Below are 19,531 nucleotides of genomic sequence, written 5' to 3'. Positions count from 1 at the left end.
CTAGGCTACCTGCCCTGCTGCGGCTTCAGTCTCTATCAATCCGTAGCCATGTTTTTCCAGTTCGCGCGCCAGCGCCGCGCTGCCGGATTTCACGATACGCCCCTGCGACAGTACATGCACGACATCCGGCACAATGTAGTTCAGCAAGCGCTGGTAATGCGTTACCAGCACGATTGCACGCTGCGGGCTGCGCATTTTATTGATACTGTCTGCCACAAACCGCAGCGCATCGATATCAAGGCCGGAATCCGGCTCATCAAGAATAATCAGGCGCGGCTCAAGAATCAGCATCTGCAGGATCTCGTTGCGTTTTTTCTCGCCGCCGGAGAACCCATCGTTCACCGCACGGGACAAGAACGACTCATCCATATCAAGCTGCTGCATCCTGGCGCGCACCAAGCCCAGAAAATCCATGGCATCCAGCGCCGGCAGCCCCTGCTGTTTACGTATCGCGTTCAGCGCAGTCCTGAGAAACAGCGCAATGCTGACCCCCGGAATCTCCACCGGATACTGAAATGCCAGAAACAGGCCTTCACGTGAGCGCTGCTCCGGCGTCATTGCCAGCAGGTCATGCTGCAGGTAGCGTACACTGCCTGCAGTGACGGCATAGCCATCCCGGCCGGCCAGCGTCTGTGCCAGCGTGCTTTTGCCTGAGCCGTTCGGCCCCATGATTGCGTGCACCTGGCCTGCTTTGATATCAATATCCAGTCCGCTTAATATTTCCTTACCATCAATCTCCACGTGCAGGTTTTTTACGGCAAGCATGATGACTCCCTTCTCTAGCCGGTACCGCCTTCAAGGCTTACACCCAGTAATTTCTGCGCCTCGACTGCGAACTCCATCGGCAGTTCCTGGAACACCGCTTTGCAGAACCCGCTCACAATCATGGAGACCGCATCCTCCGCTGCAATGCCGCGCTGGGTGCAGTAAAACAACTGGTCTTCGCCGATGCGCGAGGTTGACGCTTCATGCTCGACTTTGGCACTTGGGTTCTTGACCTCGATATACGGAAAGGTATGCGCGCCGCATTGACCGCCCAGCAGCAATGAATCGCACTGTGTGTAGTTACGCGCATTTTCGGCACTGGGCAGCACCTTGATCAAACCCCGGTATGAGTTCTGCCCATGTCCGGCGGAAATACCCTTGGATAGCACGGTGCTCTTGGTATTGCGTCCGATATGAATCATCTTGGTGCCGGTATCGGCCTGCTGAAAATGGTTGGTAAGCGCAACGGAATAAAACTCGCCAATTGAATGATCGCCGCGCAAGATCACACTCGGGTATTTCCAGGTAATGGCGGAGCCGGTCTCCACCTGTGTCCATGAAATATGCGAACGCTCGCCGCGGCAATCACCGCGCTTGGTCACAAAATTATAGATACCGCCTTTGCCTTCCTTATCACCCGGATACCAGTTCTGCACTGTGGCATACTTGATACGCGCGCCTTTCATTGCGACCAGCTCCACCACGGCCGCATGCAGCTGGTTTTCGTCGCGCATCGGTGCCGTGCATCCCTCAAGATAGCTCACATAGGCATCTTCATCCGCAATGATCAATGTACGTTCGAACTGCCCGGTGTTCCTGGCATTGATGCGGAAATAGGTAGAAAGCTCCATCGGGCAGCGCACGCCCGGCGGGATATAGCAGAACGAGCCGTCACTGAACACGGCGGCATTCAGGCACGCGTAGAAATTATCGGTATAAGGCACGACTGTGCCGAGATACTGCTGAACCAGCTCAGGGTGCCGCTGCACCGCTTCGGAAAACGGGCAGAAAATAATGCCGAGTTCCGCCAGCTTATCCTTGAAAGTGGTCGCAACCGATACGCTATCAAATACCGCATCAACGGCCACACCGGCCAAAATTGCCTGCTCTTTGAGCGGTATGCCCAGTTTCTCGTAAGTGCGCAGCAGTTCCGGATCAATTTCCGACAGACTGCGTGGCCCCGGTTTATCGGTTTTTGGCGCGGAGTAATAGTAGATGTCCTGATAATCAATCGGCGCGTAGCGTACGTTTGCCCAATGCGGTTCGCTCATGGTCAGCCAGTGCTGATAAGCATTCAGGCGCCATTCCAGCATGAACTCAGGTTCATTCTTCCTGGCTGAAATCATGCGTATGGTATCTGCGCTCAGTCCGCGCGGCACTTTGTCCGTTTTGATCGGCGTATAGAAGCCATGGCTGTATTCACGGCCTATCAGTTCATCCAATTGTCTGGTTGCAGTACTCATACTGCCTCCTCAACCTTATCAGGTGGCTACGCTACCGGTCTCGTTTTTCCGGTGACCGGTTGAGCCTTCCTATTAAGTTGACTAATTCAGTATACTATTAGTTCCTGCCTTGTAAAGCCCTGTCTGTGCTGAAAAAAGCCTTAGCCACTTTGCAATACTTTGCCGCAGCCAAAAACGCACTATCCAGCCAATGCAATAAACCTGGCGGCGTTTATGCACCAGACAAAAGTACCGGCTGCCATCATTTGAACGTGCTTTATTTTATCCAGCAGCTCATTTAGACTGCCAATAGATGAAAGACTTAACAATGCCCATCATAAAAAAATGTTAATGAATGACAGCCCAAAAGTATGCATCAGGTGCCAGGTAATTGCTGCGGTAGCGAGCCTGCTTGTTCTGGTGCTATGCCAGTATCTGATCCAGTTGCAGAACCACAGATACCAGGCTGATGAACAGCTGCGCTCTGCGGTTTATGGCAACCTGCTGTGGACGGAAGTGGACAGAGAGCTCAACTCCCTGCTGTTCATTTCCAATGGAATGGCAAGCTATATCAATGTCTATCATGACCAGCTGGAACCAAAAAAAATCAAGGCGGTTCTTAAAGACCTGTGGCTGCAGACCAAGCATGTACGCAACCTGGGCGTAGCGGTAGGTTATAAGCTGACTTATGTATATCCGGAATCCAGCAACCAGCAGATCATCGGTAAGGATTTCCGCCAGATTCCGCAGCAATGGCCGAAGGTCAAGCAAGCGATTGACACGCGCCAAGGCGTGCTGGATGGGCCAGTACAACTGATACAAGGCGGCAGCGGGATCATCTATCGCTACCCGATATTCATTGGCGATCAATACTGGGGCATCATGTCCACGGTGATCAACACGGATACCTTCCTGAAAGCCGCATTCAAGAACCTGTCGGGCGATATGCATGAATTCGCGATCAGGACTGTCGATAACAAAAAGGTTTTTTACGGCGATCCTAACCTGTTCATGGATAAAGATACCTTCAAGCAAACGAGCCTGGTGCCCAACGGGAAATGGGAATGGGCGATCAAGAACCATGCATCCAGCTTTGCGAACCAGATGGTTTTTTATCAGGCAGGCAGCATTTTTATCAGCCTGATAACGGGTTTCCTAGTCTATTACCTGATAAAAGAGCGTTACCGTCTCTCGGATGATGCCATGCTGGATAGCCTGACCGGCTTGCCCAACAGAAGACTGCTGAACGACCGGATACAAGTGGCATTTGCCGGTGCCATGCGCTCCCAGAAACTGATGGCGATCATGGCGGTTGATATTGATTACTTCAAGAAGATCAATGACACGTATGGCCACGACTTTGGGGATGAAGTGCTGAAAATCGTCGCGCTGGCGATCAAAACCTCGCTCAGGGCTGGCGATACGGTAAGCCGTATCGGCGGGGATGAATTTATAGTCGTATTAAGGGACCTGCATTCGGAAGAAAATTTAGTCGCAATCGCCGACAAGCTGAAACAAGCCTTTACCCTGCCTTTGGTGATCCTGGGGGAAGAAATCTCCGTACATCTCAGCATGGGCGCTTCCGTCTACCGGCCCGGGACTGCCACCACCCTGAACCAGCTGAATAAAGAAGCAGACATCGCCCTGTATCAATCCAAAGCAAGCGGCAGGAATACTTTTACCATATATCGTGAATCATGAGCCCTGGCCGGCATTCAATGATGCCCCGTGTATTTTTAACAGCGGACTCCCAGCGGGACATATCAGGAATGGCCAGGCCAGAATCACGACAGGGTAGGACTTCTGTACCTTGAAAGCCAGTGCGCATATGGCGCAGGTAAAACCCATGCGGGCTTATCCACACCAAGCTCTTTGGCGGCGAAATATGACCAGTTAGGATTCTCCAGGTGAGCGCGCCCGATCATCGCAAGGTCAAGTTGCTCCTGACGTATAGCCTGATCCGCCAGTGACGGCGCACCAAAACCCCAGGCAGAAGAAACCGGCAGGCCTGTTTCATTTCTTACGCTCTTTGCGATTGGCCCCAGGAATGCCGGGCCCCAGGGAATATTGGTCTCAGGAATCGTAAAGCCTACACTTACGCTCAGCATATCGAGACCGCGCTGACGCCATGTTTTGATCAGTTCGATTGACTCACTGAATGTTTCTTCATCCCTGCCGTCATATTCAATCACGCCGTAACGTGCCGTGAGCGGCAGCTTATCTGGCCACACATCGCGGATGGCATCCAGCGTTTCAACCGTGAATCGTGAACGGTTTTCGAAGGTGCCGCCATAGGTATCAGTGCGCTGGTTGGCGTGCGCAGAAGTGAAACTTTGTCCCAGGTAGCCATGGGCAAAGTGTATTTCCAGCCATTCAAATCCGGCATCGTGCGCACGTTTGGCAGCCGCGGCAAAATCATTCTTAACACGTGCAATATCCTCTATGGACATTGCGTGAGGGATGCGGGGTAAATCTCCGCCAAAGGCAATTGCAGAAGGTGCGATCGTTTGCCATGCCCTTGCGTCGGTTTCCGGGATATGGTCATCACCCTCCCATGGTTTATTTGCACTGGCTTTGCGACCGGCATGTGCAATCTGGATACCGGGGACAGCGCCGGCAGCTATGATTAATGCAGCGATTTCCCTGAGCTTTTCTGCCTGCGCATCATTCCATATGCCAAGACATCCCGGCGTAATACGCCCTTCTGGCGAAACAGCCGTAGCTTCCACAATCACAAGGCCGCTGCCGCCACGTGCCAGGCTGGCATAATGGGCTTTGTGCCAATCATTGACAAAGCCATCCTCCGCCATGTACTGGCACATTGGCGGTATTGCTATGCGATTCCTGAGGGTAATATCCTTCAATTTGTAGCTTGAAAACAAGTCAGCCATGATAGTCCTTTCAAATGACGGTTTATATTCTATAGTTCGAATATAATCGAACTATAGAATAATATCAAGCATTATGATAGATTTCATGTATGCGGCAAATAAAACATCCCAATATGGATCAAGTAGAACTGACGGACATCATGTATGCCCTATCCGACCCTACACGTCTCGAAATTATAGGACGTCTTGCAAAGGCAGGACGTAAGATGACCTGCGGGGAGCTGGATTTGAATCGCCCGAAATCAAGCATGTCCCATCATTTTAAAATCCTTAGGGCAGCAGGCCTGGTTGAGACGCTCATTGAAGGCACCGAGCACATGAACTCGCTCAGGGTGGAAGAAATCGAACAGAAGTTTCCGGGTATATTGCAATCCGTCCTACGCGCGCTCACCAGTGCGTAGCTTATCAATTATTTCGGGATTCTCCCGGTACTGAATCAGTGAAAGCATGGTCAGAAAATGTCTGATCCCATAACGGGCATGCTGTTTCCCATACTCATTAATTACGCCCCAACCCAGTTTCCCGTGCGTTTGAATTGGGGCGATTTTGCATCAGTTTCCTGATAAACAGGATTTCATAAAGGCTTTACGTTCATCGCCTTTCAATGTCTTTGCTTTCGGGTCAGCATTACAGGTCTTCATCTTGCCCTGCTGTGCAGTCATTGGCGTAGCAGCCATTGCCGTGTCGTGCTTGCTGGATAGACAATCTTTCATGAAAGCCTTGCGCTCATCGCCTTTCAGCTCTTTTTTACCTGCGTCTGCATTGCACATCTTCATCTTATCCTGCTGCGAGTGCATCCCTGAATCATTCTTGGCAGACAGACAGTCTTTCATGAACGCTTTGCGCGCATCACCGGCCAGCTCCTTCTTAGCGGCATCCGCGTTACAGGCTTTCATTTTTTCCTGCTGGGGTCCTGCATTTGCTGAAAGACAGAATGTGGTCATAAGTATTGTGAGTATTAGTTTTTTCATAACATTCTCCTGGTGGATTAAATGTACTGCACCAATATCATATGCCTTTTTATGGTTCACTTATAGTGGGCATAACTGAATATCCCAAAGCCGGAATTAAACGTGACACATCGATTGTTGCGCCTGTCTGATTAAAACTTCATGCATGCAGTTTTTCATTGCCACACCAATCACTTAACCTGTCTATCCCCATCGGTTCAACAAGCTTATCCACAGAAACTGTGGAATCAGATGCGGCGCAAAGTAGCCTGGTATTGATATTGCAGCAGAAAAAAACCAGCGCGGAAAATAAAAAAGCCGCTTGCAAGCGGCTTAACAAAGATTTTCTATGAATGTATTTTCTACTGATGTGCTATCTATTGATATATTGGCGGAAGAGGCGTCTGTATAAACGTAGTGCATCAAGATGCAATAAATTAAATTTATTACTTAAAAAATCAACAAGTTAAAAAATAGATTGTGCAATAAGTGTATTTTAGATACTATAAAATGAATTATTTTATGGTGGGTACTAAGGTGGGCTTATGCCAAGACGTGCAAAAGAACTTTCAGCTTTAGCCGTATCGAGATTAAAAAACCAAGGCTTCTTCTCAGTAGGAGGCGTTGCTGGTTTGTATCTGCAGGTCAGCTCAACAAACGCAAAATCTTGGATATTTCGTACTGTAGTTGGTGGCAAGAGGAAAGAGATCGGGTTGGGCGGCTACCCAGATGTGGGCTTATCTGACGCACGAGACAAAGCAAGAAAAATAAAAGATGAAATTTCTCAAGGCATTGATCCGGTTGCTGAGAAACAATTAAAGAAAAATAAGCTAAGAGCAGAACTAGCCAAGGCAATCACATTTAAAGAGGCCGCTAATCAGTATATTGCCATTCAGTCACATGGCTGGAAGAATGCAAAACATGCGTCTCAATGGGAAAATACTATTGAAACCTATGCTAATCCTGTTATTGGCAATGTACAGATTAAAGATGTTGATGAAGCCCATATCCTTAAAATTCTCAACCCAATATGGATAAGCAAAAATGAAACAGCATCACGACTAAGAGGCAGGTTAGAAAAGGTTTTAGGATGGGCTATAGCAAGTAAGTATAGATCCGGCGACAACCCTGCCAGGTGGAAAGACAATCTAGAATTTAAGCTTGCCCCCTCATCAAAAGTTAAAACCATAGAACACCACCCTGCTCTTCATTACGATGACATTGGCTCATTCATGGCAAAACTTAGATTACTTGAGGGCTTTGGTGCCAAAGCGCTTGAATTTACCATTTTAACAGCAGCTCGATCAGGTGAAGTTAGAGGCGCAACTTGGTCTGAATTTAATTTAGATAAAAAACTCTGGATTATTCCAGCCGAGCGAATGAAGGCGGGTAAGGAACACTACATCCCATTATCAAAAAGAGCTGTTGATATTTTAAAGGCTATGCCCGTAATGTCTGACAATCCTTATGTTTTCTCAGGCACGAAAGGCATGCTGTCTGACATGACACTAACTGCCGTATTGAAGAGAATGGGACGCAAAGACATAACCGTACACGGCTTTAGATCAACATTTAGAGATTGGGCTGGCGAAAAAACAAACTTTCCACGTGAAGTCTGTGAACACGCCCTCGCCCACAGACTGAAAGATAAAGCCGAAGCTGCTTATCAGCGTGGTAGCTTATTTGATAAGCGAATTGGATTGATGAATGAGTGGGCTAAATACTGTGACATAGTTCATATAAAAGCAGACAACGTGATTAACATCAATGAAATGGTAGCTGTTTAAAAGAGCAACACCGTTACTCATGCGGATCATGAGCAAAAGCGGCAACGCCGGTACCCGTCGAAAAGCTACCAGCGAAGCCTAACCACAATGAAATACTTTAATGGAGTATCACACCATGGCTAACGCCAATTCTACACTAGCTAATCTAGCCAATTATAAAGCTTTTAATTTTGTCACTATTCCATCTTACTTTTCTAATGCGGCACCTAAACATTATTCAGCATACACCCCTATCATATTGATGGATTGCGAATATGATAAAGAACTTGGTTTGGATGTTGGTAAAAGTATTAGCTTGGAGCCAATAATAAGTTATGAAAATGCGCTTGAAGCAGCACGTATAGCTTGTTTATCAACAGATAGCGCAATTGGTTACGCTGTTAGAGGTTTTGATCATGAGTAGTTTAGTGCAATCAGAAATGAATAACAGCGGTTTTAATCTTAGACTTGGTACCTTGTTATTCAGCGATCCGCACCGCGACAAAGATAATGCGATTGTAGTGGCAAATCATGAAGATATTACTGCTGGCATAAAAGCCAATGATCTTTTAAGAATTGATTTTACGGCAAATAAAATTGATAGAGATGGCCTGTATGTCATAACACTAGATGATGGCTGGATAGGCTATAGGCGCTTTCATTTTTCACCTATAGAGCCTAGATTAAGAATTATAGGCAGTCATCATGACGAAGCTGCAACACCGGATATGTTGGCAAAAATTAAGGTTGTTGGACAAGTAAAAGACATTTATCAATCTAGGTTTAATCAGTATTGACACTAATTAAAGGAGTTAATAATGAAGAGCATTTACGAAATTAAAGACTGGATGGAGTACCTGGGCGCAAGCAGATCAACGGTATCTCGCTATATCAAGTCAGGACTTATCCCCAAGCCAGACCATGTAAAACCTCGCCCAAGATGGAACGAAAGCCCTATAACAATAGGCCTTCAATCCAATCAGAATGGAACTGCAACATAGCGTTCCTATAATGACTATAACTACACAAGCCCACCTAAGTCGTGGGCTTTTTATATTTAATTAATTTTTGCTAAATGTTAAGCAAACTCCATTAATACACCAAATTATCTAATTTTATATTACTGTTTGATTTACAATCAAATGAACGTCACTCGTTCTTTATAATAGTTTGGCATATGAAGCCAATCTGCAAAAACTGCCAACGGGCATCCTTAAATTCAACTGTTAAGTTACGGGAGTAATATATGAGTGAGTCATTGCAAGTCGCATTTATTGCACTCGCCGGCGTTGCGCTTGGAGGCATTTTAACTGGATGGTTCCAGCGAGCAAATACAAAATCCCTCATAGCTGCAGAACTTACCAAGCTCCAATTCCAAATTAAAGGTGAGGCTCGCACACGCTTGCTAGGCCGAAAACAAGACTTGCTAATGGATGCACTTGCCGATCTTATCGCATCTACGGACCCAGAACTTCATGCAGAGTTTGACTACAGTAAGGTAGTCACATTAATTCATCGTGTTCAACTTCTATTAAATCCAACAAACCAGGCCGATTCCGCACTTAATAATGCAACAACTAAACTAGGACTTGCCATACAAGCCGCCGCCTCCGGTAAGCGCAATGTGTCAGTGCTACTTGGAGCTCAGAGCCATGTTGTAGAAACAGGGCGTGCGGTACTCAATCAAGCACCCTAACTTAATTGCCCAAATAAAGTTAGTTAATATATTTTAATTCTAAACATCTTGTTGTTAATCTTAATTCAAGTGGCATCTCATAATAAAACATGGAATTATTTCAAGTAGCACTACCTCTTATTGGTGTAATAATTGGCTCTTTACTAACAGGTCTTGGGACTTACATTCAAGCGAAACTAGAACGCAAACGCACAATTGCACTGGCGCTTACCGATTTATTAGAAATCAGGCATCACATATCAGGCATAGAAGTTATATTTGAAGCGATGCACAAACGCTTTGATATTCCAGCAGAGGCATCATTAATATTGCAAACATTAATTGAACAGATGTCCCCGTTAAATAATGATGTTCACAAACGCTATGACAATGCGATTTCTTTACTGGCAGGATTAGATCCTATGCTGGCATTTCATCTGAGATCAAAAAACACCCTCCCCAACCTCCTGGCAACCATTCGTAGCATAACTGAATCAGCGGGACTATCGAAAGATGATATTGTTCAAATTGAGAGTACATTAAGACTTAGCTTAGCCCCACATCTTGACGAAGCAGTAATTGAACTTGCAGGGAGACATTCCCTAAACACAAAACGAAAAGTTAAAAAATTAATTTCCAACTCAAAGGAAATGCCACCTGAGCTTGATGACATTTTTAACCAGTTAAAAAATATAGGCATGCTTAGCGAACAAAGCGCACAGTAACGTAACTTACCGCCCTAATAGCACAAAAAACAAAGACCGCATTTTTCCATAAGGCTCCATAAGACACTAACATTAGATTACAATCTCTTCACGATAGCGGCCTTTTTCTAGGACTTAATATCGATACTGTTCGCAGAACAGGCACAAAGATAATATAAGCGCTTACAAAAATGTTCACGAGTCTATAGATAGAAAATTGGATTACTATAACTGCTGATAAGATAGTAGCTTCAGTTACAACATTTGAACCTAATGGTGCCAATGCCTATACGTAGATATTGCTTTATAAGCTTTATAGGCTTAATACAGCAACGCTAGAGCTGATGATCTGGCAAACGCAAGGAGTAATATTATGAAATATGCACTAATCGTTTTAGCTTTCGCATTTTCACTCTCAGCAGTTGCACACTCTGGCCGTACCGATGCTAATGGCTGCCATCATGATAGAAAGACTGGTGGCTATCACTGCCACTAGGGATTAAGCTCGTATGGATCACTAAGCTTACTTTTAGCAATATAGCCTACGCAATTGTTGCTGCTTTGTGAACGCCAAGAAAATCTGCTCATAAGCATCACTCCAAAAGTTATCCTTAAAACTACTAAACACTTCCGCCTAGCCTCCTGTCTTGCACTGGGTCTTTTGATTTTTGGGTGCCTGTCCGCAAAACCTTCTGCTCTAACGCCGCTTCCAGCACCGCCATTCTCGCTGCCGGCGTTAAAGACGCGAGCCTCTGTAGCAGTTTCTCTTTCCTTACTGGATCTGACTCTGAGCTATTCATCGCGTCTGCACCACAAAAATTCATAAAAATATTATCGCTTAAAAATCACAAGCTCTGTAACTCGCGCACATACGAACCCAATAACTGATTCCGTAATTCGCCGCTCTGTGCGCGTAAAAAGGTATTGAAGAGAGCTGCTCTCTTTGCCGTTCTGATTCCTGCGCGATAAGAATTGCTCTTTTTAGGGGTGTTGATGGCAGCATTTTGCGTACTTCCATCAGCAGTTGATGATCTACCGTTTCCAGCTGTTCTTTCGTAATATCCGGGTAACACTCGATTAAATGCTCTGCAAACACTTGTTTCCGCATTTCAGACAAAGATTCAAACCCAGGTACAATGGGGCGCCATACCCCACTATTTCTACCGTCTTGCTTTGCAGGATGCAATCCTTTTGATTCTTTATCAATTTGCAATAACATTACTGTAGCCTCTTCCGTAAGGGGCTCGTCATAGATACACATCATGCCACCTCTGAAATTATCCTGATCATAATATTTAATTGATTCTAATTCTTGCTGTAATCTTGCTATAATCTTGTAGTAATTTACAAGAAACAATCGTATTAAACCTTGCCGTAATTTTGCCGTTGCCCATTACCTTTTTGCTTTCTGTTGACGCTATACATCCCCGTAATCTCCCCGTCAGACTTATTCCAACCTCGCTGCAATGTCGCTGTAACCTTAGTGTAATCAAGATCAAAGTTATTACAATCAAAATCGCCCTAATCTCGCCCTTGGCCTTACCGTCTTTTATGGATGGCATCCCTTGAATGCCAAGCTACTTTGGGGAATCTTACGGTTAATTTAACTTAATGGACGTAAAAAAACCTGCCGAAGCAGGTTGTGGTTATTCAAAAAATCGCATTGGGTTACACCATGATTTTTGGTCTTTAATTTTTTTTAATGGGCATGAATCCCACTTATCAATTAGCCAATCAAACTCTTGAAATATCATCTGGTTATTTTCGCTTTTTCTAATTTCAGCAACAAATCCAACACAGGCTGTGTGAACTTTTTTGAAGTTTGTGAATTGCAATTCTTTATATATCTTTTCCTCAAATGCCCCACGCCTAATTGCTAATGCAATGAACTCATGGTTGTTTAGAACTGAGAGTATGGCTTTCCGTTCAGCAGAGTCTTTTTTATCGCTGTACTCACTAAACTTTACATTTTTTCTATGTAAATCAAATACAGTTCTTGTATCTTGTATTAGTTTTTCATCAGTCTTTTGATGAATGATGTGGTCTATTGTTGCCCTGCGCCGAGAGGAAAAGCCATTACTTCTAATAACCCAAACACCTGCAATTGCAGATAAAATAATGGCTCCTGTTTGTATCCAGAAGCCATTTGATTCACCAAGAAATAATACTGCTTTAGCACACTCTGCTGCTGCCATTAGTAGCCATCCCAGCCTTCATTAAATGTTGCTTTCATACACTCTCCAAATATATAGTTAATTTCTTTAATACGCACATTCTGACTTCATTGCGTTTCAAAAGTTCGCGATTATCATTGCATTGCTTAACAGTGTCAACAGCGAACAATTTAATATTAACCTACTTAGACTAAGCTGTGTTTACTATTTAATGGTTAGTGACAATGATACGTGCCGGCACTTCTATCATAATGGCATCCATTAGCATCGGTGCGGCCAGAATGAGCTACTGCTGAAAGAGAAAACGCCAAGGCTAATACGACTAGTGCATACTTCATAACATACTCCTTACGTTTGCCAGATCATCAGCTCTAGCATTGCTGTTTAATTTACACTGTCATATTCATACTGACTTACATCAAGCCTACTGTATTAGCTTTTAACGCGCTCTAATATATATCTGACAGAGTTGGGTGATACAACTTGCTGTGTCCTAGCAGATGCTTATTGGACACAAATCTAACCTTACCCCCGAATATCATTTCTGCTACATTTAACCTAGCTAGATTATAGATACCAAAAATATAACAAAGCTTAAGATTCCAGCCTTCTTTGATTTAATCCTAATTTATATTGGTTAATTGGTATAGATCCACTTTGCTGCCTTGTGGCCTTAGTAGTTACACTATCGTCTTTGTTTATACTCGGATCGAGTGCAACAAAAAATAAAATCTTCCATTCATTAGGCGGATTTACAAACCCACGATGCAAAGGATGTGGATCATGAATTAACTTACCATTCAGTCCAACACATACATGTGGATTACCATCATGATCAATACCTGTAATCAGATGGTAACAGTTTATATTTAAGGTTTTATTTTGATGTTTTAACAGCTTCAATCCTATTGGATATAGCACATCCAGCATAAAGAAGCCGTGCTTAGCTAAATAAGAATAAATGGCATTGTATAAGCCATCATTATCACCATAATAATCACGTACAAAATGTGGAACACGTTTGATATTAAGTCCTAAAACAGACGCAATGGCAGCGCGAAAACAATCTCCAATTAACCCATTTTTAGGATCATGAGTAGGAAACTCTTGTATCTGTGGTTTCACTGCAATCCTCCTCATGCTTCAAATTCTAATTGTTCGGCGCAAAAATCTAATTTTTGGCAATCCACTTTTAAACACCATTTTTTTGTCCATTAATGAAATTATCTATTGAATCAGCAGAGTATCTAACCAGGTTACCTACACGAAAATAGGCAGGTCCCGTGCCGAGTTTGCGAAGATTAATTAGATGCTTTTGTGAAACCTTTAGCTTTTTAGCTACTTCATTAGTTGAAAAACAGGCCTCTATATTTTCTTGAGTTGCTAAATGCATTTGATACTCCTTTCAATATCCTTGGAAAATGCCTACTTTGTTGTGTAAATCAAAGAACATTGCAGAATCTTATCCCCAATAATTGCATATGAAATGCTGCACATTTTTTCAGAAAATCGCCGTTTTTCTGAAAGCTTTTATTTATAGTTTATTTATAGGCATAAAAAAAAGACCGTCTTGATGACGGTCTATCTAATGTTTAAAACTTAATTTTCAACTGTCCGATATTATCGAATAGTTAAAAAATATAATCAGCCTGATCTCCTAATCACTAATTCCAATAAAACTATTCCTACTCTCTAAAAAACGCATACTCGCCTGATTAAACCAAAGACCGATCTTGCCCTCCCATTCGCCATTACGTTGTTTGTCACAAATAACAAGCGTGTCAGGTTCGTTAAGTATTTTTTCATCTGCTTTGCTTGACGCTATAGCCTGCTCCTTGCGTTTATTTCTCCATACTGTCATGACATTATCAACTTGGTCTGTAATCGAACCAGAGCCTTTTACATCCATCTTGCCAGGTGGTGTTAATTCATCCTGACCTTTACGAGAGTGTGCAACTAGATGAATATGGCAATCAGTGTCTTTAGCTGCAGCGCATAATCTGTCTACAAAATGCTTCTGTCCTGTGTAGTCATCATCGGAAATTCCACACTTCATCAAACTATCTATTACGAAGTGATGTACACCTAACTTTTCCGCTGCGTAATGAATAACTGAAATAATGCGCTCCGAGTTTACGGTACCTAGTTGGTTATAGAGCCAAAGCTTATCGCCACCACGTTCACAGAATCGCTTTACATATTCGTCAGTTGGTTTGTTTGATCCTAGCGCTTGCCGACACATCCGCGCTAGTGTTGTAACTGGCTTCATTTCTAACGAGGCTATACAAGCTTTCTGCTCCTTAAGCAGATGCAACATGATCTGTCCTAGTACTAGGCTTTTACCTGAACCATTGAAGCCCGCCCACAATGTCACTTCACCTGGGCGCAATCTAAACTGCTCATGCGTCTTTTGCCATGGCAGAGAGGCTCCGGAATAAACGCTATCTGAGTTAAAAAAAGTAATGAGCTCATTAAGAAACTCACTAGCTGGCTTAACATTTGCATGTTCAGAAGCATCGCGTTCAACCATGTAGCTGTTTAATTCACTCTCATTTATCATGAGTGAACTCAAGTAGCCTTGAGAGTTTTGCGCACTGTCATCAAAGGCAGCTAATTTGTCATTTCGCATTTGAAATCCTTTCAACGTGCATTTGACTTCTAGCAGCTTCCATCACTGGCACGCCATTGCCATCATTAGCAATTTCACATGCATGGCGTAAGCGGCTGGCACATGTAAGCAACCTCTGTGTGTCACTAGTGTTAGCCATGGCGCCAAGTGCATTTTTAACAATCAGGTAAGCCACTAGGATTTCATCCCTAGCAATTTGCAAAACATCACCTGCGTAAAACGGTTTCTTGCTGGCTTTAGATTCTCCAATACGTTCCGGCATAATATCGGCAAAGGTTAATTTAACAGCACCTAACACATCCTCAATAGCGCAGCCTTCGGCAAAGCAATGAATTAACACCTTGCCGTTGTCGTCACGTATTGCCAGGCTTTGCTTAGTGCTTCTGTGCGCTGGGCAGCAAGCTTTCCAACTATCCTTGCCAGTTTTCCTTACCTTATCCAACCTATTTAGTAAATTGTGAACGCTACTCATAGCACACCATCCATAAGGTCACTATTATTCTCGACTGACAACTCATCTAGCCAGGCTTTATCCCTAAGCCAAGTTGCAGGATATTTAATATATTTACCGTTATTATTAGCCCACTCGTCAGTTTTCTTTTGCATCTCAATAGCAGCAAGTATTTGCTCAAAAGTTTCTGAGTCTGGATTGATAGCTTTAAATGCTTTTTCTGCATCACCCTTGCTTTTCTTTTTAGGATAAGCGTTCCAAAATTTAGAAAATTTTTCACTGACGGTTATTGACGGTTCTATGACGGTTTGGGTGTCATCTAGTACACCCGTCTCCGGCGTGATATGACACCCGTCTGCGTCCTGCATGACACCCGTCTTATGTTTAGGGGTGTCATCTAGTACACCCGTCAAAGCACTCATAATTATCTGATATTGACGAGTTGCTCCTGGCGCACCTCCAAATTTATTGCCGATTATTTTTACAAAACCATCATTGATTAATTTATTTACTACACGCTGGGCTTGCCGCTCTTTTAAACGCATTTTCTTTGCGATAGATTTTATTGATGGGTAACAGCGGCCTTCGTCATCACTCCAATCTGCTAGAGCTAACAAAGCTAATAACTCAGTACCTCCACCTGGAAAGCCGTCCCACACTTTAGAAAGCACTCTAACGGCCATGCTGCACCTCCATTGCTAACCTTCTAGCCGTTTCAATGCTGATGTAGCGCCGTTCTAATAATTGAAAAATTTCTGACAAACTCAGAGTTGTGAAATCACGACATTCGTATGCCACTAGCAGTTTTTGAAGTGCAATCATGCAGCACCTCCAAATAAATCATTGGTACTGCCATTACCACGGTAAACGTACTTAGCAATCCTATGCGCTTTACCGCAATCAGTTTGCTGATATACCAAAACAGTATCAATCTGATAGCCATACCAATGCCGCAGCTCGTACATGCGTGGCGCCGGAGCAAGAACATCTAGGTCTCTTCTTGCTTCAATTGTTGTGACTGAACCAAACCGCTGAATATGTTCCAAAAGTCTTGATCGCTGAGATTCAGCGTCATTACTGTCAATATTTGTAATGCAATTACTGAGTGTAGAATTGCCTTTGGTGTGATTTTGGGTGAGGTCGTTTTCAGTGGCGGCCTCATCTTTTCTTGTTTTCAGCTCAATATTTAAAGGTTTCACTTTGTAGCCCCCTTAAAATTTCTAAGGGCGGCTCTTACTTCATCTAAATCCCACCTTGTCGTTCTTGGCCCCCATTTAACTGGCTGGGGCAGAGTGCCGTCTTTTGTTTTATTCCAAACCCATCGCACTGAAGTCTCAGTAATTGCAGCAACCGTTTTAACGGTTCCCCATTCTTTTGTATTTGCGTTCATAATAATTAAAGTCTCATAACGCGCTTTTTGGGTTTAATCAAAAAGCAAGTTACGCAGATGGTGACTTACCAGCTACAAAGACCTTGTTGCCCGCTAGGTATATAAGCGCTCTTTGCAAGAATAAAAACTAGGTGGTGTAAAACACAATTTGGCGGTGCCCCATATCATTAGATCAACTAACTATCTAATGACAAAGTCATTGGCTCTCACCCCAAACCTATTAAGACACTCATGCGTCTTAATACTTCGTCGGTACACAGCAAAATAAAACCTGCTGCCGGACTGCCCCATCACAAGGCCCCTAATTTTTAATTGACAATGAATTGTGGCGCACATAATTGCATTTAATGTCAAGTTAAATACACTACTATGCACAAACTTAAAGGAACCAATTAGATTGAACTATTGAAATGCTGAATAAGCATTGATGGTATATATTTTATTGGTGGGATTTATGGCGGGTATAAAACAAAAACGCCACGAGAGTGGCGTATTTACTATATAACTGGCGGAAGAGGCGAGATTCGAACTCGCGATAGGGTTACCCCTATGCCACCTTTCCAGGGTGGTGACTTAAACCACTCATCCACTCTTCCGAAGACGCGCGCATTATAGTCCAAATCGACACAAAAATCTTACCTAATCTGTTTAAATGATGGAGATATTTAATCGCATCCGTTCAATCAATCGTGTTTTAGGCCGCCGGATACTTTGCGTCCACACGACCGACTTGCTTGCATACTGGTCACCGGACAAGAAAACATCGCTGGAGGCTTTGGCTTTGCGCAACAGCACACGCAAGGATTGAAAAACAAAATCCTTTTAAAATCATAACACTACAAGATGTCATATATAAGATATATAGATATTATATATGACTAAGTAAAATACTTAATTTTAGTAAAACTATATCTATTACTTGATTTGAACCAGACTTATGTTTATTGTTCCTAAACTAATATTCCTGCATATTTACCTATTAGATTAAATAGGTAAATTGCAGGCTATTCACTGATCAATTGACGCGGCAGGATTTAAGCGGCAAATTGAACAGGCATTACTGTAGTTATTAAATAGAATCCTAGAGGAGTTAGCATGAGTTTAGATTTACTAAAAGGTCTTGGCGTAAATATACCTTACAAAGCTAAATACGATAATTTTATCGGCGGCAAATGGGTAGCCCCTGTCAAGGGTGAATATTTCGATGTCATCACCCCCATCACCGGCAAACCGTATACGCAAGCGGCTAAATCGGGTGCCGAAGACATTGAACTTGCTCTAGATGCAGCGCATGCCGCGGCTGATGGCTGGGCTAAAACCCCTCCGGCACAACGTTCCAATTTGCTATTGAAAATCGCAGACCGCCTGGAAGCTAACCTGCAATTGCTGGCCACCGCAGAAACGATTGATAACGGTAAACCGATTCGCGAAACCGTAAATGCTGATATTCCGCTGGCGATCGACCATTTCCGTTACTTCGCAGGCTGCCTGCGCTCACAGGAAGGCAGCATCAGCGAACTGGACGAGAACACGGTAGCCTACCATTTCCACGAGCCATTAGGCGTTGTCGGCCAGATCATTCCATGGAACTTCCCGATTCTGATGGCTGCATGGAAATTAGCGCCTGCTGTCGCAGCGGGTAACTGCGTGGTCATGAAACCTGCTGAATTCACGCCTATCAGCATCCTGATTCTGATGGAACTGATTGCTGACATCTTGCCGCCAGGCGTGATCAACATTGTTAACGGTTACGGTCGCGATGTAGGCGCGCCATTGGCAAACAGCAAACGTATTGCCAAAATCGCTTTCACAGGCTCCACCGCTACTGGCCGCGTGATTGCACAAGCTGCAGCCAGCAACCTGATTCCTGCAACGCTGGAATTAGGTGGCAAATCACCTAACATCTTCTTTGAAAACATCATGGATGCAGATGATGACTTCCTGGACAAAGCCGTTGAAGGTTTGGTGCTGTTTGCTTTCAACCAGGGTGAAGTCTGTACCAGCCCGACACGTGCATTGATCCAGGAATCCATCTACGAGAAATTCATTGAACGCGTTCTGCCGCGTGTTGCAGCCATCAAGCAAGGCAACCCGCTAGACCCTAGCACCATGATCGGCGCACAGGCTTCCCAGGACCAGCTCAACAAAATCATGTCTTACATTGACATTGGCAAAGATGAAGGCGCTAAAGTATTGATCGGTGGCGAACGCAATGTCATCAGCGGCACCTTTACCGATGGCTACTATGTACAGCCAACACTGCTTAAAGGCCACAACAAAATGCGCGTGTTCCAGGAAGAGATTTTTGGCCCGGTACTCGCTGTGACCACCTTTAAAGATGAAGCTGAAGCGCTGGCAATTGCTAATGATACGGTCTTTGGCCTGGGTTCAGGCGTATGGACACGCGATGGCAGCCAGGCATACCGCATGGGCCGTGGCATCAAGGCTGGCCGCGTATGGACAAACTGCTACCATGCCTACCCTGCCCACTCGGCATTTGGTGGCTATAAAGAATCTGGCATCGGCCGCGAAACGCACAAAATGATGCTGGATCACTATCAGCAAACCAAAAACCTGTTGGTAAGCTACAGTCCTAAAAAACTAGGCTTCTTCTAATGCAATTGCGTTAGCGACAGCGGCCATTATTTCATGGTGGCTATAAAAGACTAAAGAGGCGGCTATACCGCCTCTTTT

General features: G+C 44.2%; 23 protein-coding genes and 1 tRNA gene. 10 read left to right on the top strand and 14 right to left on the bottom strand.

Annotated features, from left to right (window positions below):
* Together sufC and sufB are read right to left on the bottom strand one after the other, a co-directional pair.
* Positions 1-765, bottom strand: a complete 765-nt coding sequence (gene sufC, locus GQ51_RS00920) for a Fe-S cluster assembly ATPase SufC (protein ID WP_047548640.1) — start codon at positions 763-765, stop codon at positions 1-3.
* A gap of 14 nt (positions 766-779) precedes the next feature.
* Positions 780-2,228 carry a Fe-S cluster assembly protein SufB gene (gene sufB / locus GQ51_RS00915; RefSeq protein ID WP_047548637.1) on the bottom strand — a complete coding sequence of 483 codons (1,449 nt, stop codon included), beginning with the start codon at positions 2,226-2,228 and terminating at the stop codon, positions 780-782.
* 330 nt (positions 2,229-2,558) lie between these two features.
* Here sufB and GQ51_RS00910 point away from each other — a divergent pair, with 330 nt between their 5' ends.
* A complete protein-coding gene (locus GQ51_RS00910) occupies positions 2,559-3,908 on the top strand; it encodes a diguanylate cyclase domain-containing protein (protein WP_047548634.1) in 1,350 nt (449 codons plus the stop codon).
* Positions 3,909-3,991: 83 nt separating this feature from the next.
* Here the strand turns inward: GQ51_RS00910 and GQ51_RS00905 are convergent, their stop codons facing one another.
* Positions 3,992-5,098 (bottom strand): NADH:flavin oxidoreductase/NADH oxidase, encoded by a 1,107-nt coding sequence (locus GQ51_RS00905; RefSeq protein WP_047548631.1) that lies wholly within the window; start codon positions 5,096-5,098, stop codon positions 3,992-3,994.
* Positions 5,099-5,187: 89 nt separating this feature from the next.
* Here GQ51_RS00905 and GQ51_RS00900 point away from each other — a divergent pair, with 89 nt between their 5' ends.
* Positions 5,188-5,499: an ArsR/SmtB family transcription factor gene (locus GQ51_RS00900; RefSeq protein ID WP_047548628.1), complete on the top strand. Its 312-nt coding sequence runs from the start codon at positions 5,188-5,190 to the stop codon at positions 5,497-5,499.
* Between the two features lie 150 nt (positions 5,500-5,649).
* Here the strand turns inward: GQ51_RS00900 and GQ51_RS00895 are convergent, their stop codons facing one another.
* Positions 5,650-6,069, bottom strand: a complete 420-nt coding sequence (locus tag GQ51_RS00895) for a PsiF family protein (RefSeq protein WP_047548626.1) — start codon at positions 6,067-6,069, stop codon at positions 5,650-5,652.
* A 524-nt stretch (positions 6,070-6,593) separates the two neighbouring features.
* Between GQ51_RS00895 and GQ51_RS00890 the strand changes: the two genes are divergently transcribed.
* The 6 genes from GQ51_RS00890 (at position 6,594) to GQ51_RS12640 (ending at position 10,689) form a co-directional block, all read left to right on the top strand.
* Positions 6,594-7,835 (top strand): tyrosine-type recombinase/integrase, encoded by a 1,242-nt coding sequence (locus GQ51_RS00890; RefSeq protein WP_047548623.1) that lies wholly within the window; start codon positions 6,594-6,596, stop codon positions 7,833-7,835.
* Between the two features lie 115 nt (positions 7,836-7,950).
* Positions 7,951-8,238 carry a hypothetical protein gene (locus tag GQ51_RS00885; protein ID WP_152604093.1) on the top strand — a complete coding sequence of 96 codons (288 nt, stop codon included), beginning with the start codon at positions 7,951-7,953 and terminating at the stop codon, positions 8,236-8,238.
* Positions 8,231-8,611, top strand: a complete 381-nt coding sequence (locus GQ51_RS00880; protein WP_047548617.1) for a hypothetical protein — start codon at positions 8,231-8,233, stop codon at positions 8,609-8,611. The genes GQ51_RS00885 and GQ51_RS00880 overlap by 8 nt, the downstream gene beginning before the upstream one ends.
* Before the next feature lie 449 nt (positions 8,612-9,060).
* Positions 9,061-9,510, top strand: a complete 450-nt coding sequence (locus GQ51_RS00875; protein WP_047548615.1) for a hypothetical protein — start codon at positions 9,061-9,063, stop codon at positions 9,508-9,510.
* A gap of 89 nt (positions 9,511-9,599) precedes the next feature.
* The gene (locus GQ51_RS00870) at positions 9,600-10,214 is read left to right on the top strand and encodes a hypothetical protein (protein ID WP_047548612.1); all 615 of its coding nucleotides are present in this window, start codon (positions 9,600-9,602) and stop codon (positions 10,212-10,214) included.
* A 352-nt stretch (positions 10,215-10,566) separates the two neighbouring features.
* Positions 10,567-10,689 (top strand): YHYH domain-containing protein, encoded by a 123-nt coding sequence (locus GQ51_RS12640; protein ID WP_152604092.1) that lies wholly within the window; start codon positions 10,567-10,569, stop codon positions 10,687-10,689.
* Positions 10,690-11,031: 342 nt separating this feature from the next.
* Here the strand turns inward: GQ51_RS12640 and GQ51_RS00860 are convergent, their stop codons facing one another.
* The 10 genes from GQ51_RS00860 to GQ51_RS00815 form a co-directional block, all read right to left on the bottom strand.
* A complete protein-coding gene (locus GQ51_RS00860) occupies positions 11,032-11,550 on the bottom strand; it encodes a hypothetical protein (RefSeq protein WP_047548606.1) in 519 nt (172 codons plus the stop codon).
* Positions 11,551-11,839: 289 nt separating this feature from the next.
* Positions 11,840-12,388, bottom strand: coding sequence for a DUF4760 domain-containing protein (locus GQ51_RS00855; RefSeq protein WP_047548603.1), 549 nt, complete (start codon positions 12,386-12,388; stop codon positions 11,840-11,842).
* Between the two features lie 194 nt (positions 12,389-12,582).
* The gene (locus GQ51_RS12635) at positions 12,583-12,705 is read right to left on the bottom strand and encodes a YHYH domain-containing protein (protein ID WP_152604091.1); all 123 of its coding nucleotides are present in this window, start codon (positions 12,703-12,705) and stop codon (positions 12,583-12,585) included.
* Between the two features lie 256 nt (positions 12,706-12,961).
* On the bottom strand, positions 12,962-13,492 hold the full coding sequence (locus GQ51_RS00850) for a hypothetical protein (protein ID WP_152604090.1): 531 nt from the start codon (positions 13,490-13,492) through the stop codon (positions 12,962-12,964).
* A 67-nt stretch (positions 13,493-13,559) separates the two neighbouring features.
* The gene (locus GQ51_RS00845; RefSeq protein ID WP_047548597.1) at positions 13,560-13,760 is read right to left on the bottom strand and encodes a helix-turn-helix domain-containing protein; all 201 of its coding nucleotides are present in this window, start codon (positions 13,758-13,760) and stop codon (positions 13,560-13,562) included.
* A 264-nt stretch (positions 13,761-14,024) separates the two neighbouring features.
* Positions 14,025-14,996, bottom strand: coding sequence for a DnaB-like helicase C-terminal domain-containing protein (locus tag GQ51_RS00840; RefSeq protein ID WP_200884381.1), 972 nt, complete (start codon positions 14,994-14,996; stop codon positions 14,025-14,027).
* Positions 14,986-15,468, bottom strand: a complete 483-nt coding sequence (locus GQ51_RS00835; RefSeq protein ID WP_152604089.1) for a DNA primase — start codon at positions 15,466-15,468, stop codon at positions 14,986-14,988. The genes GQ51_RS00840 and GQ51_RS00835 overlap by 11 nt, the downstream gene beginning before the upstream one ends.
* Positions 15,465-16,130 carry a helix-turn-helix domain-containing protein gene (locus tag GQ51_RS00830; protein ID WP_047548593.1) on the bottom strand — a complete coding sequence of 222 codons (666 nt, stop codon included), beginning with the start codon at positions 16,128-16,130 and terminating at the stop codon, positions 15,465-15,467. The genes GQ51_RS00835 and GQ51_RS00830 overlap by 4 nt, the downstream gene beginning before the upstream one ends.
* Positions 16,131-16,265: 135 nt before the next feature.
* Positions 16,266-16,646, bottom strand: a complete 381-nt coding sequence (locus tag GQ51_RS12195) for a helix-turn-helix domain-containing protein (protein WP_235276131.1) — start codon at positions 16,644-16,646, stop codon at positions 16,266-16,268.
* 697 nt (positions 16,647-17,343) lie between these two features.
* A tRNA-Ser gene (locus tag GQ51_RS00815) sits at positions 17,344-17,433 on the bottom strand.
* Positions 17,434-17,492: 59 nt separating this feature from the next.
* Here GQ51_RS00815 and GQ51_RS12440 point away from each other — a divergent pair.
* Entirely contained in the window at positions 17,493-17,645 is a 153-nt protein-coding gene (locus GQ51_RS12440; RefSeq protein WP_160279988.1) for a hypothetical protein, read from the top strand.
* 287 nt (positions 17,646-17,932) lie between these two features.
* Complete coding sequence (gene exaC / locus GQ51_RS00810; RefSeq protein WP_047548586.1) at positions 17,933-19,453, top strand: acetaldehyde dehydrogenase ExaC; 1,521 nt, start codon at positions 17,933-17,935, stop codon at positions 19,451-19,453.
* Positions 19,454-19,531: the final 78 nt, after the last annotated feature.

This window comes from Methylotenera sp. G11 (assembly GCF_000799735.1).
In the GTDB taxonomy this organism is placed as follows: Bacteria; Pseudomonadota; Gammaproteobacteria; order Burkholderiales; family Methylophilaceae; genus Methylotenera.
Note: the sequence above shows the minus strand (reverse complement) of the source record. Positions and strands in the feature narration are given on the sequence as shown.

Bases quoted from the DNA above. Each gene is read 5' to 3' on its own strand.
- GQ51_RS00835 (WP_152604089.1), bottom strand. From the start codon at position 15,468: ATGAGTAGCGTTCACAATTTACTAAATAGGTTGGATAAGGTAAGGAAA.
- GQ51_RS00870 (WP_047548612.1), top strand. From the start codon at position 9,600: ATGGAATTATTTCAAGTAGCACTACCTCTTATTGGTGTAATAATTGGC.
- sufC (WP_047548640.1), bottom strand. From the start codon at position 765: ATGCTTGCCGTAAAAAACCTGCACGTGGAGATTGATGGTAAGGAAATA.
- GQ51_RS00875 (WP_047548615.1), top strand. From the start codon at position 9,061: ATGAGTGAGTCATTGCAAGTCGCATTTATTGCACTCGCCGGCGTTGCG.
- sufB (WP_047548637.1), bottom strand. From the start codon at position 2,228: ATGAGTACTGCAACCAGACAATTGGATGAACTGATAGGCCGTGAATAC.
- GQ51_RS00845 (WP_047548597.1), bottom strand. From the start codon at position 13,760: ATGCATTTAGCAACTCAAGAAAATATAGAGGCCTGTTTTTCAACTAAT.
- GQ51_RS00830 (WP_047548593.1), bottom strand. From the start codon at position 16,130: ATGGCCGTTAGAGTGCTTTCTAAAGTGTGGGACGGCTTTCCAGGTGGA.
- GQ51_RS00895 (WP_047548626.1), bottom strand. From the start codon at position 6,069: ATGAAAAAACTAATACTCACAATACTTATGACCACATTCTGTCTTTCA.
- GQ51_RS12640 (WP_152604092.1), top strand. From the start codon at position 10,567: ATGAAATATGCACTAATCGTTTTAGCTTTCGCATTTTCACTCTCAGCA.
- GQ51_RS00880 (WP_047548617.1), top strand. From the start codon at position 8,231: ATGAGTAGTTTAGTGCAATCAGAAATGAATAACAGCGGTTTTAATCTT.
- GQ51_RS00840 (WP_200884381.1), bottom strand. From the start codon at position 14,996: ATGCGAAATGACAAATTAGCTGCCTTTGATGACAGTGCGCAAAACTCT.
- GQ51_RS12635 (WP_152604091.1), bottom strand. From the start codon at position 12,705: ATGAAGTATGCACTAGTCGTATTAGCCTTGGCGTTTTCTCTTTCAGCA.
- GQ51_RS00855 (WP_047548603.1), bottom strand. From the start codon at position 12,388: ATGGCAGCAGCAGAGTGTGCTAAAGCAGTATTATTTCTTGGTGAATCA.
- exaC (WP_047548586.1), top strand. From the start codon at position 17,933: ATGAGTTTAGATTTACTAAAAGGTCTTGGCGTAAATATACCTTACAAA.
- GQ51_RS00890 (WP_047548623.1), top strand. From the start codon at position 6,594: ATGCCAAGACGTGCAAAAGAACTTTCAGCTTTAGCCGTATCGAGATTA.
- GQ51_RS00910 (WP_047548634.1), top strand. From the start codon at position 2,559: ATGAATGACAGCCCAAAAGTATGCATCAGGTGCCAGGTAATTGCTGCG.
- GQ51_RS12440 (WP_160279988.1), top strand. From the start codon at position 17,493: ATGGAGATATTTAATCGCATCCGTTCAATCAATCGTGTTTTAGGCCGC.
- GQ51_RS00905 (WP_047548631.1), bottom strand. From the start codon at position 5,098: ATGGCTGACTTGTTTTCAAGCTACAAATTGAAGGATATTACCCTCAGG.
- GQ51_RS00900 (WP_047548628.1), top strand. From the start codon at position 5,188: ATGCGGCAAATAAAACATCCCAATATGGATCAAGTAGAACTGACGGAC.
- GQ51_RS00885 (WP_152604093.1), top strand. From the start codon at position 7,951: ATGGCTAACGCCAATTCTACACTAGCTAATCTAGCCAATTATAAAGCT.